General features: G+C 73.7%; 14 protein-coding genes and 1 riboswitch. Of the genes, 7 read left to right on the forward strand and 7 right to left on the reverse strand.

What is annotated here, in order from left to right; translation table 11 throughout:
• Positions 1-181: 181 nt before the first annotated feature.
• Positions 182-1333, reverse strand: coding sequence for a glutathione S-transferase family protein (locus tag AC3RKA_RS09340; RefSeq protein ID WP_002855816.1), 1152 nt, complete (start codon positions 1331-1333; stop codon positions 182-184).
• Positions 1334-1345: 12 nt separating this feature from the next.
• On the opposite strand from AC3RKA_RS09340, the gene AC3RKA_RS09345 reads away from it, so the two are divergent.
• Complete coding sequence (locus tag AC3RKA_RS09345) at positions 1346-2161, forward strand: MBL fold metallo-hydrolase (protein ID WP_136940401.1); 816 nt, start codon at positions 1346-1348, stop codon at positions 2159-2161.
• Positions 2162-2234: 73 nt separating this feature from the next.
• A complete protein-coding gene (locus AC3RKA_RS09350) occupies positions 2235-2771 on the forward strand; it encodes a universal stress protein (RefSeq protein ID WP_002855803.1) in 537 nt (178 codons plus the stop codon).
• 16 nt (positions 2772-2787) lie between these two features.
• Here the strand turns inward: AC3RKA_RS09350 and AC3RKA_RS09355 are convergent, their stop codons facing one another.
• Positions 2788-4365, reverse strand: a complete 1578-nt coding sequence (locus AC3RKA_RS09355; RefSeq protein WP_065572513.1) for a mechanosensitive ion channel family protein — start codon at positions 4363-4365, stop codon at positions 2788-2790.
• 134 nt (positions 4366-4499) lie between these two features.
• Here AC3RKA_RS09355 and hisD point away from each other — a divergent pair, with 134 nt between their 5' ends.
• A complete protein-coding gene (gene hisD, locus AC3RKA_RS09360) occupies positions 4500-5816 on the forward strand; it encodes a histidinol dehydrogenase (protein WP_002855799.1) in 1317 nt (438 codons plus the stop codon).
• Positions 5817-5826: 10 nt separating this feature from the next.
• Positions 5827-6195, forward strand: a complete 369-nt coding sequence (locus AC3RKA_RS09365; protein ID WP_002855797.1) for an RNA-binding S4 domain-containing protein — start codon at positions 5827-5829, stop codon at positions 6193-6195.
• 76 nt (positions 6196-6271) lie between these two features.
• Here AC3RKA_RS09365 and AC3RKA_RS09370 read toward each other — a convergent pair whose 3' ends face one another.
• Positions 6272-6637: a hypothetical protein gene (locus AC3RKA_RS09370; protein WP_036334575.1), complete on the reverse strand. Its 366-nt coding sequence runs from the start codon at positions 6635-6637 to the stop codon at positions 6272-6274.
• On the opposite strand from AC3RKA_RS09370, the gene AC3RKA_RS09375 reads away from it, so the two are divergent.
• From AC3RKA_RS09375 to AC3RKA_RS09385, 3 genes are all read left to right on the forward strand, one after another.
• Entirely contained in the window at positions 6636-6893 is a 258-nt protein-coding gene (locus tag AC3RKA_RS09375; RefSeq protein WP_050773821.1) for a hypothetical protein, read from the forward strand. The two genes, AC3RKA_RS09370 and AC3RKA_RS09375, sit on opposite strands and share 2 nt — an antisense overlap.
• Positions 6894-7075: 182 nt before the next feature.
• Positions 7076-7195: riboswitch (SAM riboswitch) on the forward strand.
• A gap of 73 nt (positions 7196-7268) precedes the next feature.
• The gene (locus AC3RKA_RS09380) at positions 7269-7793 is read left to right on the forward strand and encodes a flavin reductase family protein (RefSeq protein WP_002855792.1); all 525 of its coding nucleotides are present in this window, start codon (positions 7269-7271) and stop codon (positions 7791-7793) included.
• A 238-nt stretch (positions 7794-8031) separates the two neighbouring features.
• On the forward strand, positions 8032-8235 hold the full coding sequence (locus tag AC3RKA_RS09385) for a cold-shock protein (protein ID WP_002855790.1): 204 nt from the start codon (positions 8032-8034) through the stop codon (positions 8233-8235).
• Between the two features lie 204 nt (positions 8236-8439).
• Here the strand turns inward: AC3RKA_RS09385 and AC3RKA_RS09390 are convergent, their stop codons facing one another.
• The 4 genes from AC3RKA_RS09390 to AC3RKA_RS09405 all read right to left on the reverse strand — a co-directional run bounded on the left by AC3RKA_RS09390 (position 8440) and on the right by AC3RKA_RS09405 (position 15141).
• Positions 8440-8739: a hypothetical protein gene (locus AC3RKA_RS09390; protein ID WP_060774867.1), complete on the reverse strand. Its 300-nt coding sequence runs from the start codon at positions 8737-8739 to the stop codon at positions 8440-8442.
• 130 nt (positions 8740-8869) lie between these two features.
• The gene (locus AC3RKA_RS09395) at positions 8870-10864 is read right to left on the reverse strand and encodes an FMN-binding glutamate synthase family protein (RefSeq protein ID WP_489727154.1); all 1995 of its coding nucleotides are present in this window, start codon (positions 10862-10864) and stop codon (positions 8870-8872) included.
• 31 nt (positions 10865-10895) lie between these two features.
• Positions 10896-11477, reverse strand: coding sequence for an acyl-CoA thioesterase (locus AC3RKA_RS09400; protein WP_002858008.1), 582 nt, complete (start codon positions 11475-11477; stop codon positions 10896-10898).
• Between the two features lie 19 nt (positions 11478-11496).
• Positions 11497-15141 carry a bifunctional proline dehydrogenase/L-glutamate gamma-semialdehyde dehydrogenase gene (locus tag AC3RKA_RS09405; RefSeq protein WP_489727155.1) on the reverse strand — a complete coding sequence of 1215 codons (3645 nt, stop codon included), beginning with the start codon at positions 15139-15141 and terminating at the stop codon, positions 11497-11499.
• Positions 15142-15265 lie beyond the last annotated feature (124 nt).

Genomic DNA, 15265 nt, shown 5'->3' on the forward strand with positions numbered 1-15265 from the left:
GGGCCCGGCTGAGGTGCCGGTCACACAATCTTGAGGCATGAAGGATGATTGTTCAACAATCCCCGGCGCGTCCTCGTGGCGCTCACCCGGTGCGCATACCAACGCGGGTTGAGTTATCGCGGGTGTTCAGCCGCGCCACCCGCGATAACTCAACCCGCGTTGCGGGCCGGGCCGGGCGACGTCACCGCAGCGGCGTGTGCTCCGGGTCCACGCGCTCGCCCTCGCGCACGGGCCCGGGTTCGGTGCCGCCACCCCAGGGGTCCCCGCCGAACTCCTCGCGCCCGTGCTCGCTCAGCCAGCTCCCCAGCTCCGGGCCGGCGGGCACGATGCTCGTCGGGTTGATGTCCTCGTGCACCACGTAGTAGTGCTCCTTGATCTGGGCGAAGTCGATCGTGTCCCCGAAGCCCGGGGTCTGGAACAGGTCGCGCGCGTAACCCCACAGCGCCGGCATCTCGGTCAGCTTGTTCCGGTTGCACTTGAAATGCCCGTGGTACACGGGGTCGAACCGCACCAGCGTGGTGAACAGCCGCACGTCGGCCTCGGTGATCCGCTCCCCCATCAGGAACCGGCGCGTCGTCAGGCGCTCCTCGAGCCAGTCCATCGCGGTCCACAGCCGCTCGTACGCAGCGTCGTACGCCTCCTGCGAGCCCGCGAAGCCGCACCGGTACACGCCGTTGTTCACCTCGGTGAACACGCGCTCGATCACCTCGAACATCTCGTCCCGCTCCGGCCCGGCGTCGGGGATCAGCTGCGGGGCGCCGTCGCGGTGGAACGCGGTCCACTCCGTCGAGAGGTCGAGGGTGATCTGCGGGTAGTCGTTGGTCACGACGCCGCCCGTGGGCACGTCGACGATCGCCGGCACCGTGATGCCCCGCGGGTAGTCGGGGAACCGCGTGAAGTAGTTCTCCTGGAGCCGCTCGGTGCCGAGCACGGGGTCCTTCCCGCCCTCGTCGAGGTCGAAGGTCCAGGAGCGCTCGTCGTGGGTCGGCCCCGGGGTGCCCAGCGAGATCGCGTCCTCCAGGCCGAGCAGGCGCCGCACGATGATCGTCCGGTTCGCCCACGGGCACGCCCGCGCCGCCACGAGCCGGTAGCGGCCCGCCTCGACGGGCCACGCCTCGGCCCCCTGGGTGAGCCCGCCGCCCACGCGGCCGACCGTGGACGGCTCGGCCACGGGCAGGGCCCGCACGGCCTCCGGGTCCGCCACGATCCGGTCCGCGATGTAGTTCGTGTCCCGCGTGAACTCCGCCCCGGACTGCACGTAGTTGCCCGTGAGCCCCTCGCGCGTGTCGATGGTGCCGCGGTCCGCGGCCTGGCCGGTCTGCTGGTTCTCCATACACTCGAGCCTATGACGACGACCCCCGCCACGCCCGGCCCCACGCCCGCCCCGCTGGTGCGCTGCGTGACCGCCCAGAACCCCTCCCCGATGACCCTCGCGGGCACCAACACGTACGTGGTCGCCGCACCGGACTCGGATGCGGCCGTCGTGGTGGACCCGGGCCCGGAGGACGACGTCGCCGCCCACCTCGAGCGCGTCCGCGCGGCGGCCGAGGGCCGCCGGATCGCGCTCATCCTGGTGACGCACCGGCACGCCGACCACACCGGCGGGGTGGATGCGTTCCACGCGGCCACCGGCGCGCCCGTGCGCGCCGCCGACCCGGACTGGTGCCGCGGCGGGGCCGCCGTCCTGACGCCGGACGAGCGGATCGACGTCGCCGGCACCCCGGTGCTGGCGTGGCACACCCCGGGCCACACCTCGGACTCCTACTCGTTCGCCGTCCCGGACGCGGGCGTGCACGGCGCAGTCATCACGGGCGACACCATCCTCGGCTCGGGCACCACCATGCTCGACCACCCGGACGGCACCCTCACCGACTACCTGGCCAGCCTGCGCCGCCTCGAGGCGGCGGGTCCGCTCACGGTGCTGCCCGCGCACGGGCCCGTGCCGGAGCCGCTGGACGTCGTCGCCCGCGACTACCGGCACCACCGCGAGGGCCGCCTGGAGCAGATCCGCGCCGCCCTGGCCGCACTGCCCGAGACCGAGGCGGCGACGATCACGCCCGAGGACCTGGCCCCGCGCATCTATCCCGGCCTCACCGGCACCGTGGCCCGCGTGGCCGTCCAGACGGTGGCCGCGCACCTGCGCCACCTGCGCGAGGGCTGAGCCCCTCCGCCGCGGGCCCGGCCCGCACTACGCTGGCCTCAGACCCGACCCCTCGACCCCGCGGAGGCACCCCATGACCATCCTCGTCGGCTACGCCCCCTCGAAGGCCGCGGACGCCGCGCTGGACACCGCCCTGGACATCGCCCGCTCCACCGGCGAGCGCGTGGTGGTGGTCAATGCGGGCCCCGGCGGCGAGCACCGCACCAAGTCCCTCGTCACGGAGGAGCAGCAGCGCGGCGTGCAGGCCCGGTTGGACGCCTCCGGCGTGACGGCCGAGTTCCGCCAGTACGCGCGCGGCCGGTCCACGGTGGAGGAGATGAAGGACGTGGCCGCGGAGCTGGACCCGTCCATCGTGGTCATCGGCGTGCGCCGCCGCGGCGGCTTCGGCCGGTTCGTCATGGGATCGGTCTCGGACGAGCTGCTGCAGGAGATCGATCAGCCCGTGCTGTGCGTGAAGGAGTACCGGCAGTACGGGGACCACACGCCCGAGGCCGTGAGCCACGTGGCCGAGACGGACCCGGCCGCCCACGGCCTGCCCGCGTCCGAGCCGATGGCCGAGCGGCGTCGGCTCACGCCCGTCGACCCCGGGGACCCGACGCTCGAGCGCTGAGCGCTCCCGCCGGGCCTCAGTCCTCGTCGTCCTGACGGCGGCGGGTGACGGCGTCGTCGAGGAGGCCGTCCACGTGGGAGCCGGCGCCGCTGCGCCGTCCGGCCTCGTCCGCCGCCGCGGCCTCCGCCGCCTGCTTGGCCTGCTGGGCGCGCCGCTCGGCGAACGCCTCCTCGCCCGGGCCGGCGAGTTCGCGGTTGCGCTGCACCGCCGTCATCGAGCCGGTGTACAGACCGGAGTGGTCGCCCACGCGGGTCAGCGGCGTGGTGAGGGTGTCCGGGCGCGGATCGGCGCCGTCGACGCGCGGCAGCGGCGCGGTGCGCGGGCGCGGCTCGCGGGCCGCCACCCCGGAGCCGTCCGGGCCCGGCTCGCCCGTCGGGTCGCCATCGCGGGCCCCCGCGTCGGAGCCCTCGGAGGCGGGGGCCGCGTCGTCGTGGGCGGGGTGCCCGTCCACCATGCGCTGCACCACGATGCCCTCGGGGTGCTCGTGGCGCAGGAAGGTCACGAGGTCCTCGCGCACGAGGCAGCGCAGGTCCCAGAGGTCGCCGGAGTTGCGGGCGGAGACCACGGCGCGGATGCGCACGACCCCGCCGGTCGCGTCGGTCACCTGCAGCGCGTGCTCGCGTCCGTCCCACAGGTCCGTGGACTCGAGCAGCTGGGTGAGTCGCGCGCGCAGCGCGTCCATGGGAACGCGCCAGTCCACGTCCAGCTCCACGACGCCGGAGACCTCGGAGCCCACCCGCGTCCAGTTCTCGAACGGCTGGGTGGTGAAGTGCGAGGACGGGTAGACCATGCGGCGACCGTCCCAAAGCTTGAGCACCACGTTGGACAGGGTGATCTCCTCGACGGTGCCGAACACGCCCTCCATGTCCACCACGTCGCCCACCCGGATCGCGTCCGTGAAGGCGAGCTGGAAGCCGGCGAACACGTTGGTCAGTGTGGACTGCACGGCCAGGCCGGCAATCACGGAGATCACACCGGCGGAGGCGAGCAGGCCGGCCCCGAGCGAGCGCACCTCGGGCACCCCCAGCAGGACCACGGCGACGGCCACCACCACGATCACCGCGTTGAGGATGCGCCGGATCAGGATGGTCTGCGTGCGGATGCGTCGCTCGCGGCGGTGCTCGACGCCGGTCTCCTGGTAGCGGCCGAGGATCCCCGCCTCGATCACGCCGACCAGGCGCCACGCGGCCCACGCGCCCGCGGCGGCCACGGCGATGAGCATCAGGAACGACGCCGGCCGGTACCAGGTCTGCTCCTCGGCCATGACCCCGAGCCAGATCCGGGAGGCCAGCAGGCCGGCGGCGACGGCGGCCGGCAGGCTCAGCCGCGCGGCGCCGTGCTGGAACGCGGGGCGGCGCACGAGCACGACGCGAGCCACCTGCAGGGCCAGGTACACGACCGCCGCGCCGACCGCGAACGCCATCAGCACGGTCAGCAGCGTCCCCCACTCCACGCCGAAGGCCCGCGTGGTGGCGGCCGCCCCGTCCTGGAAGTCCCCCTCCACCCCGGACGGCACGGTCTCGCCCGCCAACAGGCGGTCCAGGGCGGTCAGCAGGGGCGGGGGCGCGAGGGCGGACAGGGCGGGGAGGACCATGACGACAGTCTGACACCCGCCCCCGGACGCACCCCGGAGAAGAGCACAATGGAGCCTGACCGTCCGCGCGGTCCGGGCCCGGCCGTCGTCGCGCCCCGTCCCGCCGGCCCGCCACCGCCCCTCTGGAGGAATCCGTGCTCTCCGTCACCGACCTGCGCCCGCTCGACACCGCCACCGCGGACCTGTCCCGCATCATCCCGCGGGCGAACGTGGACGTGTCCTCCGTGGTGCCGGTGGTCGCCCCGATCCTCGAGCAGGTCCGCCACGGCGACGAGCAGACCCTGCTGGAGCTGGCCGAGCGGTTCGACGGCGTCCGCCCGCCGGCCCTGCGCGTGCCCGCGGAGGCGCTCGAGGCCGCCCTGACCGGGCTCGACCCGCAGGTGCGCGCGGCGCTGGAGGAGTCGATCCGCCGGGCCCGGCTCGTGCACGCCGCCCAGCACCCCCAGGACTCGACGGTCGAGCTCGGCGAGGGCGCCGTCGTCGAGAACCACTGGCTCCCCGTGGGCCGTGTGGGCCTCTACGTGCCCGGCGGCCGCGCCGTGTACCCCTCCTCGGTGGTGATGAACGTGGTGCCCGCGCAGGCGGCCGGCGTCGGGAGCCTCGCGGTGACCTCGCCCCCGCAGCGGGACCACGGCGGCCTGCCCCACCCCACCGTGCTCGCCGCGTGCGCGCTGCTGGGCGTGGACGAGGTCTACGCGGCCGGCGGCGCCCAGGCCGTCGCCATGCTGGCGCACGGCGTGAAGGACGACGACGGCGGGTGGCTCTGCGCGCCCGTCGACCTGGTGACGGGGCCCGGCAACGTGTACGTGGCCGCCGCGAAGCGCGCGCTGCAGGGCGTGATCGGCGTGGACGCCGAGGCCGGGCCCAGCGAGATCGCCGTGATCGCCGACGGCACCGCCCGCGCCGACTGGGTGGCCGCGGACCTGATCAGCCAGGCCGAGCACGACCCGCTGGCCGCCTCCGTGCTCATCACGGACTCCGAGGACCTGCTCCGGGACGTGCAGGCGGCGATCGAGGCGCAGGTGCCCGGGCAGCTCCACGAGGAGCAGCTGCGTGAGGCGCTCACCGGACCGCAGTCCGGCGTGCTGCTGGTGCGGGACATGGACCAGGCCGTGGAGGTCTCCGACCGGTACGCCACCGAGCACCTCGAGATCCAGACCCGCGACCCCGAGGCCCTCGTGGGGCGCCTCCGCAACGCCGGCGCCGTGTTCGTGGGCCCGCACGCCCCCGTGCCGCTGGGCGACTACTCGGCCGGGTCCAACCACGTGCTCCCCACCTCCGGGACGGCCCGTTTCTCATCGGGGCTGAACACCGTGACGTTCCTGCGCCTGCAGCAGCGCATCCGCTACACGGAGACCGGGCTCAAGGAGGTCGCGGACGGAATCGGCGTGCTGGCCGAGGACGAGCGCCTGCCCGCCCACGGCGCCGCGATCCGCGCCCGCTTCGCGTGAGGGAGCGGGAGTGAGCGGCGTCCGCATCGACGCGTGGCTGTGGGCCGTGCGGCTGTACAAGACCCGGTCGGCGGCCACGGCGGCCGTGCGCGCGGGCCACGTGCGCATCGACGGCGAGCCCGTGAAGGCGGCGACGCCCGTCGTCGTCGGGAACCGGGTGCGGGTGCGCCAGGACGGACGTGAGCGGATCCTCGAGGTCACCGGGCTGATCGCCAAGCGGGTGGGCGCCCCCGTGGCCCGGCAGCAGTACGTGGACCACTCCCCGCCGCCCGTGCCGCGTGAACTGCTCGCCGTGCCGTACCGCGAGCGCGGCGCGGGCCGGCCCACCAAGCGGGACCGCCGGCAGCTGGACGCGCTGCGCGGCCGCGACAGACGCTGAGCGTCTCAGTCCTCCCCGATCCGAACGGCCCGGGCGGGCCACCGCCGGAGCCGACGGTGGGCCGACGCCCGCGCCGTCATCCGCCGAGAAGTTTCGTGACGGCCACCCGGAACGGGCGATCGTTCTCCACCTGCACCGTGACGGTGAAAGGCCCGTCCTTCTGGCGGGGAGGCAGGCCTGCCGACCAGTCACCGCACATGGCCTCGGACCCCGCCTGCCACTGCCCCTTCGACGTGGGCGAGTCGGAGACGTACACGTCGCTCTTCCCCGTCGCATCGGACGGGCACACGAGCTGCACGCGATAGCGCTCCCCACGGCGCGCATCGTCCAGGGTCACCTGATACTCCCCCGTGCCGACCCCCTCCTTGACGACGGTTTCGGACGCCGTGTCGATGTACTGCGTCCCGGGCTGATCCGACGTGCTGTACTCACTCAGAGTCATGCCGCCGTCCTGGAAGAGCTCGTCCGGAAGCGGCACCGGCCCCTCGTCGGCCCACGTGGTGTCGGACGGGACCGGCGCCGTGGCACGGGCAGGGGAAGACGGTGCCACCGAAGGGCTGGACGCACCAGTCGCGCTGGAGGAGACGCTGCTCTGGGAAGCGGAGCATCCCGAAATGGCGGTACTGAGGAGAGCGGCGGCGACCACGGCGGCCGACAATGCCGCACGCCTCGTCGTGATGTCCATCCGCATGATCTGATCCCTCTCGGCGAACCGTCTGCGGGGGCCGCGGGCCGCGATCTCGAGCCTCCCCCCTCGAGTGACTCGATCCTGGCCGGGGATGCCCGGTGTGTCAAGCGTCACATCGGAGGAGCTCGCATGACGCCGGGCGACCGCCGTGCTTTGACCGCCCCACGGACCCGTCCGTAGGCTGGTCCCCAGAATCACGAGTTCCCGTCATTCACGGCCCTGGCCGGCGGGACGGCAACCCTCTCACGCAGTAGTGGGGTGCTCCAGGTGATGATTCGGCCCCTCGGACACCCCGACGGGCAAGTACCGCGCCTCTGCGGATCCGGGCGATCCGCGTTCCCGCCGTCTGCGGAGCCGCGTCAGTCATCGGAAGAGGACGCGCGCCATGACCCTGACCCACGAACCCCACACCGCCGCGTGGGACACCGACCTGTCCCTCGGCAACCTCCGCTCCGGCCTCTCGGCCTTCCCCACCGGGGTCGTCGCGCTGGCGGGCCTCGCCGACGACACCCCCGAGGTGATGGTGTCCTCCTCCTTCGGCGTGGGCATCTCCTGGGAGCCGGCCCTCGTGTCCTTCTCCGCGCAGAACAGCTCCCGCACCTGGCCGCGCCTGCGCCGGGCCGGGGCGATCGGCGTCTCCCTGCTCGCAGCGGACCAGACGCCGCTGTGCCGTCAGCTGGCCTCCCGCGAGGGCGACCGCTTCGCCGGTCTCGACGTGCACCACAGCCCGCACGACGCCCTGCTGATCGGGGGCTCCTCGCTCTGGCTCGAGACGCGGGTGCACGCCGAGGTCCCGGCGGGCGACCACACGGTGGTGCTGCTGGAGGTGACGGCCTTCGCGGATCACACGGACGCCGCTCCCCCGGCCGCCCTGCACCGCAATCTCTTCCACGGCCTGCGCGCGCTCTGAGCGAACTCCAGGTGAACAATCGGGCCCCTGGTTCCCGGTCGGCGAGATCCGTGCAATGATGGAGCCTGAAGTTGATCAAGCTGTATCCCGCCATCTTCACTGCTCGTCAGCCCGGCATAGCCGGCGTCGATGAGTGTTGGGCAAGCGGTTCAGTCTCGCCGCTTCACCCGCGTCCCACATCCGGGCCGCGGTCCAACACCGCCACCGCACCGCGGGGGCGCATCGAAAGGACACCATCATGGCTGTCGGTACTGTCAAGTGGTTCAACGCTGAGAAGGGCTACGGCTTCATCGCCCCCGAGGACAACTCTGCGGACGTGTTCGTGCACTTCTCCGCCATCCAGGGCTCGGGCTTCAAGGAGCTCCAGGAGAACGACCGCGTCGAGTTCGAGACCCAGGACGGCCCCAAGGGCCTCCAGGCCGCCAACGTGACGAAGCTCTGATCTTCGCCTGACGCACAGCTTCCGACGCCCCCGGTCCGCACGGACCGGGGGCGTCGTCGTGTGCGCTTCCGTGCGCCCCGCACACCCCCGCACTCCGCCGCACGCCCGTTCGACCGCGGCGCTGCGACATCACCGCAGGGCAGCACTGCGGTGATGTCGCTGAAGCGCGGTCCTCTGCGGTGGGTCTGATCCTGGCCCTGCGCGTCAGGCCGCGCCCCGCCGGCCCACGTGGCGACCCAGCAGCAGCACCACGCCCAGGGCGAGCAGATACCCGCCCGCGACGACGGCGAAGCCGGCCCGGTAGTCACCCGCGACGGCGGCCGCCGCGAACACGACCGTCATCACGGTGCCGAGCTGGCCCGAGGTGACGTCGAGCCGCTCCATCACGACCGTGGCGGAGGCGGAGACGCCGTAGTTGAACAGGGGCCCGGCGCCCATCGCCGCCAGCAGCACCCACAGCAGGGCCGCGGAGGGGCGGCGCGCGGCGGGGGCGGGAGGGGTCACGGCCCCAGGCTAGCCCGGGCGCCCGGGCCGCCCCGCCGAGACGACCGACGCCCTGCGACATCACCGCCGGTCAGAACGGCGGTGATGTCGCAGGGCGTCGGTCACATAGGGTCAGCCGGGCGGGGGCGGGTCAGCCGACGCGGCCCTCGCCGCGGGGCTCGCCCTCCACGCGGCCGGTGGTCCCCCGCTGGGTGACCTCCGCGCCGTCCTGGCGCTCGGGCCGCTCGCCGGCCTCCGCCGGCAGGCCCTCGTTCTCGTCGGTGGGCGTCTCGCCGGCGGTGGCGGCGGGTGCCGGGTCCTGCGGGGCCCCACGACGGCCGCCGTGCGGGGACAGCGACTCACCCTCACCCAGCGAGCTGACGCGCGGCATCGGCGACGTCGTCAGCGGCACGGACTCGGTCCGTCGGGCGTCGACGAGCGTGGAGCCCGTCCCGGAGATGGGGGAGCCCTGCACGGGGGCGCCGGCCGCCTCGCGGCCCGGGATCAGCAGCTCGGAGCGCCACTCGGGGTCGCGCTCGGTGAGGTAGTCCACGCGGGCGTGCTCGCCGAAGTGGTCCGCGTCCGCCTCCTCCCAGTCCATGGCCCAGCCGGCGGGCGGGTCGTTGAGCAGCTCGTCCGTGCGCAGCCAGTGGTAGATGGACGCGTACGAGCGGGTGCTCAGGTGGTCCACGCGGCGGCGCAGCATGCGGGTGTTCAGCTGGGACGGATGCGTCAGGCCCATGGACGCCATGATCTGCACGGCCTCGCGCACGGTCAGGCGGTGGTAGTTGAAGACGCGGTTGCCCTTGTCCTCCACGTCGAGGGCGCGCATCAGACGCGGGTCCTGCGTGGCCACCCCCACGGGGCACTCGTTCGTGTGGCACTTCTGCGCCTGGATGCACCCGGTGGCCATCATCATCGCGCGGGCGGACATGGTGAAGTCCGCGCCCTGGATCAGACGCTTGACGATGTCCGAACCGGTGGCGACCTTGCCGGCCGCGCCGAGCTTGATCATGTGGCGCAGGCCGGTGCCCACGAGCGCGTTGTGCACGAGCATGAGGCCCTCGGTCAGCGGGGTGCCCACGCGGTCCGAGTACTCGAGCGGGGCGGCGCCGGTGCCGCCCTCGGAGCCGTCCACGATGATGAAGTCGGGGGCGATCCGCTCCTCCCAGATGGCCTTGGTCATGGCCAGCACGTCCACGCGGGAGCCCACGCAGAACTTGATGCCGATCGGCTTGCCGTCCGAGAGCTCACGGAGCTGCTCGATGAACCTGACCATCTCGCGCGGGGTGCGGAACGCGGAGTGGGACGCCGGGGAGAGGCAGTCTCTGTCCATCGGGATCTCGCGGGCCTCGGCGATCTCGGGGGAGATCTTCTCCTTGGGCAGCATGCCGCCCAGGCCGGGCTTCGCGCCCTGGGAGATCTTGATGGTGATGCCCTTGACCTCCGGCAGCAGCGCCTTCTCGGCGAACTTCTCCGGGCTGAAGGTGCCGTCCTCGTTGCGGCAGCCGAAGTAGCCGGAGCCGATCTCCCAGAACAGGTCCGCGCCGTTGCCGCGGTGGTACTTGGTGAGGCCGCCCTCGCCGGTCTCGTGGATGAACCCGCCCAGGCCGGCGCCCTTGTTCATGGCGGTCACGGCGTTGGCGGAGAGGGAGCCGAAGGACATGGAGGAGATGTTCATCAGCGAGATGTCCACGGGCCGGCGGCAGTCCGGGCCGCCGATCCGCACCGTGGGGGGCTCCTCCGGCGGGTTGACCGGGGCGGTGGAGTGCAACAGGAACTCGTAGCCGATCTCCGAGGTGTCCCGCTCGGTGCCGAACGCCTTGTGGCTGTCCAGTCCCTTCGCACGGGCGTAGACGATCGAGCGGGTGTCCCGGTCGAACGGCTTGCCGTCGAAGTTGCGCTCGATGAAGTACTGCTGGATCTCGGGGCGGATCGACTCCAGCAGGTACCGCATGTGGCCGAGCACGGGGTAGTTGCGGAGGATCGCGTGCCGCTTCTGGGTCATGTCCCACACGGCGAGCACGAGCAGCGCCACCAGGAGGACCGCCAGCACCCACCACGCGCCGCCGCCGATGGCGGCCACCAGCACGACGACGAGCGCGGCCAGCGAGAGGGTCGCGACGATCAGGAGTCTGTTGTTCACCCGACCATCGTGCCCTATATCACTCGAACGTTCATCCTCGCTGCACTGTGTCGAAGTCCCACGTGTGGGGCAGGGGCGTCCGGGCCGACGGCAGGGCCACGCTGCGCCGCCACTCGTGCAGCCACTCCGGCAGCGTCGGCTCCCCCGCGAGGTCGTGGCCGGCCGCCGCCGCGATCGCCCGGACCTCGTCGTTCTCTACGGGGCGGCCGTCCTTCTTGCGCAGGCGCGTGCAGATGTACGCGCGCACCGCGACGTCGCCGTCGACCACCACGCGCTGCTCGAACCACACCGCGCGCTCATCCAGGCCGATCATCCGCGTCTCCACGTCGAACCGCTGCCCCAGGGTCACCGAGCGGCGGAACGCGATCTGCTCGGCCTGCACCACGGGCGTCCAGCCGCGACGGCGGATCTCGTCCCACAGGCCGGTGCGGACCATCGCGTCGAAGCGGCCGAGGTCGAACAGCCCGAAGTACTGGCCGTTGTTGACGTGCAGGGCCATGTCCACGTCCGTGGGCAGGGCGCGCATCGGCAACGTCGTCGGCTCCCAGAGTCCGGCGCGCGGGCGGCGGCGGGCGCGGGCGACGACCCAGATCGTGCGGGGGATCAGATGCATCAGAGGTTCCTCCTCGGGGTCACAGGACCCCCTCGGTCAGATGGTCCGGCGTGCCGAACCGGTGGGCGGTCACGGACACGGCCTGTTCGTGCAGGAACGGCAGCAGCTCCACCTCGCCGGCGCTCACCACGGGGCCAGCGTAGACCGCCACGTCGGGGGTGTCGCCGAGCGCCGCGTGGAGCGCGCGCCGCGCCGCCTCGGCCGCCTCCCGGTCGCCGGCCCAGTCGGCGACGAGCCGGATCCGTGCGTCGCCGCCGCCCTCCGCTGCGGGCGGGACCAGGGCCAGCCGCCGGGCGCGGTCGTGGAACGCGGCGTCATCCTCGACGACGACGTCCACCGGCGCGGCCGTGCCGGCACCCTCCGTGCGGACGGACCGGACCAACTCCTCCACCCGGCCGCGCACGGCCTCGGCCGAGAGCCCGTCCGCGTCGGGCCCCTCCGCGGTGGGGGTCGGGCGCAGGCTCACGGTCATGGGCGCCCCGGCGCGCAGGCCGGCGGAGACGATGCGCAGCAGGTGGTCGGCGGGCCCCGAGTGCCGGCGCACGAGGACCGGGGTGGGGACGTGACGCAGCACGTTCCGCTCGGCCTCGAGCGCGGAGACGTCCGCGGCCACCCCGAACACGGTGGTCCACGCGTGGGTGTCGAGGGCGCGGGCGGTCTCGAGCCAGGACGCACCCGCGCCGTCGGCCTCGGCCCCGGGCCGTCCCTCTCCGCCGGCCCACGTGCGCGCGTCCTCCCAGTCCACGAGGCCGTGCAGGTAGTGCGGCCCACCGGCCTTCGTGGTGGGGCCGACGACGGAACGCTTCCAGCCGCCGAAGGGCTGGCGGCGCACGATGGCCCCGGTGATGCCGCGGTTCACGTAGAGGTTGCCGGCGCGCACGCCGCGCAGCCACACGTCGATCTCCTCCCGGTCCAGCGAGTGCAGCCCGGAGGTGAGGCCGTAGTCCACGGCGTTCACGATCCCGATGGCCTCCTCGAGCGTCTCGGCCGTCATCACGGCCAGCACGGGGCCGAAGTACTCGGTGAGGTGGGCGTCGGCGCCGGGGCGTACGCCGGTGCGGATGCCCGGGCTCCACAGGCGACCCGTCTCGTCCAGCTGCCGCGGGCGCAGGGCCCACCGCTCCCCCGGGCCGAGCTCGGTGAGCCCGCGGCGCAGCTTCTCGCCGGGGGCCTCGATCACGGGGCCCATCTCGGCGCGCGGGTCCGCGGGGTGCGCCACGTGCAGGGACGAGGCGGCGTCCAGCAGCTGCCGGTGGAAGCGCTCGGAGGTGCCCACGGAGCCGACGAGCACCACGAGGGAGGACGCCGAGCACTTCTGGCCGGCGTGACCGAACGCGGACTGGACCACGTCCTTCGTGGCCAGGTCCAGATCCGCGGACGGGGTCACGATCACGGCGTTCTTGCCGGAGGTCTCGGCGAGCAGGTGCAGGTCGGGGCGCATCCCCTTGAACAGCCGTGCGGTGTCCCAGCTGCCGGTGAGGATGAGTCGCTCGACGGCCGGGTCGGTCACGAGCGCCGCGCCGACCTCCGCCTCGTCCTCGTCCGCCAGCGTCACCAGGCGCACGAGGTCCGCGGGGTCGTGCCCGGCGAGCGGGCCGCCGTCGTCGAACAGGCCCGAGTCCCGCAGCCCGGCCACGATCAGCTCCCACGCGACCGCGCCCGTCCGCTCGGACTGCGGGGCCGGCTTGAACACCACGGGCGAGCCGGCGCCGAGCGCGGCAAGGACGCCCCCGACCGGGATGGCCACGGGGAAGTTCCACGGCGGGATCACCAGGGTCAGGCGGACGGGCACGGCGCGGGCGCCCTCCACCGCGTCCAGGCCGCGGGCCAGGCGCGCGTAGTAGTGCGCGAAGTCCACGGCCTCGGAGACCTCGGGGTCGCCCTGGTCCAGGGTCTTGCCGGTCTCGGCGGCGGCCACCTCCAGCAGGCGGGCCCGGCCGGCGTGCAGGGCCCGTCCGACGGCGTCTAGCGCGTCGGCGCGCTCGTGGCCGGTGAGCGCGCCCCAGCGGGCGCCGGGGTCGGCGGTGGCGGCGATGGCGGCACGGGCGTCGTCGGCCGTGGTGGCGCGGTGGGCGCGGACGGTGTCCGCCCCGAGGGCCGAGCCCGGGACGGCCGCGAGGATCCGGCGGGCCCACTCCCGGTTGCCGGGCAGCGCGGGGTCCGTGTCCGGGGTGTTGGCGAAGCCGTCCACGGGGGCGGGGGTCGGCCCGTCCTCCCCGCGGGACCGGTCCTGGAGGCGGTTCGGACGGGGCACGGCCGCGTCCAGGTGGCGCAGCGAGGCGCGGAAGCGCTCCTCCTCGCGGGCGAACAGGTCCGCGTCCGCGTCCAGGTCGAACACGGCGGACATGAAGTTCTCCGGGGAGGCGCCCTCCTCGAGGCGGCGCACGAGGTAGGAGATCGCCACGTCGAACTCCTCGGGCCGCACCACGGGCGTGTAGAGCAGCAGGGCGCCGACGTCGGCCCGGACGGCGGCGGCCTGGCCGGTGGCCATGCCGAGCAGCATCTCGAACTCCACCGCGGCCGGGTCGAGGCCGCGGCGCTCGATCAGCCGGTGGGCCAGGGCCACGTCGAAGAGGTTGTGCCCGGCCACGCCGATGCGCACGTGGGCCAGATGCTCCGGGGTGAGCGCGTAGTTGAGCACGCGCTTGTAGTTGGTGTCCGCCTCCTGCTTCGAGCCCACCGTGGCCAGCGGCCAGCCCGTCAGGGAGGCCTGCATCCGCTCCATGGGCAGGTTGGCGCCCTTGACCACGCGCACCTTGACCGGGGCGCCGCCGGCGGCGACGCGGCGCGCGGCCCACTCCTGCAGGCGCACCATGGCCGCGAGCGCGTCCGGCAGGTAGGCCTGCAGCACGATGCCGGCCTCGTAGTCGCGCAGGCCCGGCTGCTCGAGCAGGGCGGTGAACACGTGGAGCGTGAGGTCGAGGTCGCGGTACTCCTCCATATCCAGGTTGATGAAGGTGTCCCGATCCCGGGCGAGCTCGAACAGCGGGGTGAGCCGCTCGGTGATGTCCGCGACGGCCTCGTCGAACGCGTAGGGCGCGTGCGGGGCGGTGGCGGCGGAGACCTTGACGGACACGTAGTCGACGTCGTCGCGGCGGATCAGCGCGGCGATGCCCTCGAGTCGGCGGTCCGCCTCGCCCTGACCGAGGATCGCCTCGCCCAGCAGGTTGATGTTCAGCCGGGTGTGCTCGTCGCGCAGGGCCGCGATGGCCTTGCCGAGCTGCCGGTCCCGCGCGTCGACGATCAGGTGGGAGACCATGCGCCGCAGCACGCGGCGGGCCGTGGGGACGGCGATGCGCGGCACGAGCGGGGCGGCGCGGCCGCCGACGCCGAGGACGGCGCGCAGGGCCGGGGGCAGGAAGCCGGGGGCGCGGCCGGCGAGCTCCCGCAGCGCCCGGGCGGCGATCGCGGGGTCCTCGGGGCGGACCACGTGGTCCACGAAGCGCACGATGAAGTCGAGGCCGCCCGGCTCCTTCAGGGCGCCCGCCAGCTGGCGGGCCGCGAAGTCGGCCTCATGGTCGCGGGACTCGGCGAGCCAACGCCGCACCTGCGCGACGGCGTCGTCGGCGAGGGCGTGCAGGTCGGCGGGGTCGGGGATCCCGCCGGTCGCGCCGAGGACCCGGTCGAGATCGTCGTGGTCCTGGGCGGAGAACATCGCGGTCATGGCCGCACTCTGCACGTGTGCCGGGTCACAGGTCAAACCGCCGCGGCTTCCTGTCAGACGCCTATGCTCGATGGACATCCCCTCGCCGCGCGCCCGCGCGTCGCCGCCGTCTTCCCAGGAGCCC

Source organism: Micrococcus sp. iso_229 (assembly GCF_058072725.1).

Bases quoted from the DNA above. Each gene is read 5' to 3' on its own strand.
- AC3RKA_RS09340 (WP_002855816.1), bottom strand. From the start codon at position 1,333: ATGGAGAACCAGCAGACCGGCCAGGCCGCGGACCGCGGCACCATCGAC.
- AC3RKA_RS09345 (WP_136940401.1), top strand. From the start codon at position 1,346: ATGACGACGACCCCCGCCACGCCCGGCCCCACGCCCGCCCCGCTGGTG.
- AC3RKA_RS09350 (WP_002855803.1), top strand. From the start codon at position 2,235: ATGACCATCCTCGTCGGCTACGCCCCCTCGAAGGCCGCGGACGCCGCG.
- AC3RKA_RS09355 (WP_065572513.1), bottom strand. From the start codon at position 4,365: ATGGTCCTCCCCGCCCTGTCCGCCCTCGCGCCCCCGCCCCTGCTGACC.
- AC3RKA_RS09375 (WP_050773821.1), top strand. From the start codon at position 6,636: ATGCCGCCGTCCTGGAAGAGCTCGTCCGGAAGCGGCACCGGCCCCTCG.
- AC3RKA_RS09370 (WP_036334575.1), bottom strand. From the start codon at position 6,637: ATGACTCTGAGTGAGTACAGCACGTCGGATCAGCCCGGGACGCAGTAC.
- AC3RKA_RS09380 (WP_002855792.1), top strand. From the start codon at position 7,269: ATGACCCTGACCCACGAACCCCACACCGCCGCGTGGGACACCGACCTG.
- AC3RKA_RS09385 (WP_002855790.1), top strand. From the start codon at position 8,032: ATGGCTGTCGGTACTGTCAAGTGGTTCAACGCTGAGAAGGGCTACGGC.
- AC3RKA_RS09400 (WP_002858008.1), bottom strand. From the start codon at position 11,477: ATGCATCTGATCCCCCGCACGATCTGGGTCGTCGCCCGCGCCCGCCGC.
- AC3RKA_RS09405 (WP_489727155.1), bottom strand. From the start codon at position 15,141: ATGACCGCGATGTTCTCCGCCCAGGACCACGACGATCTCGACCGGGTC.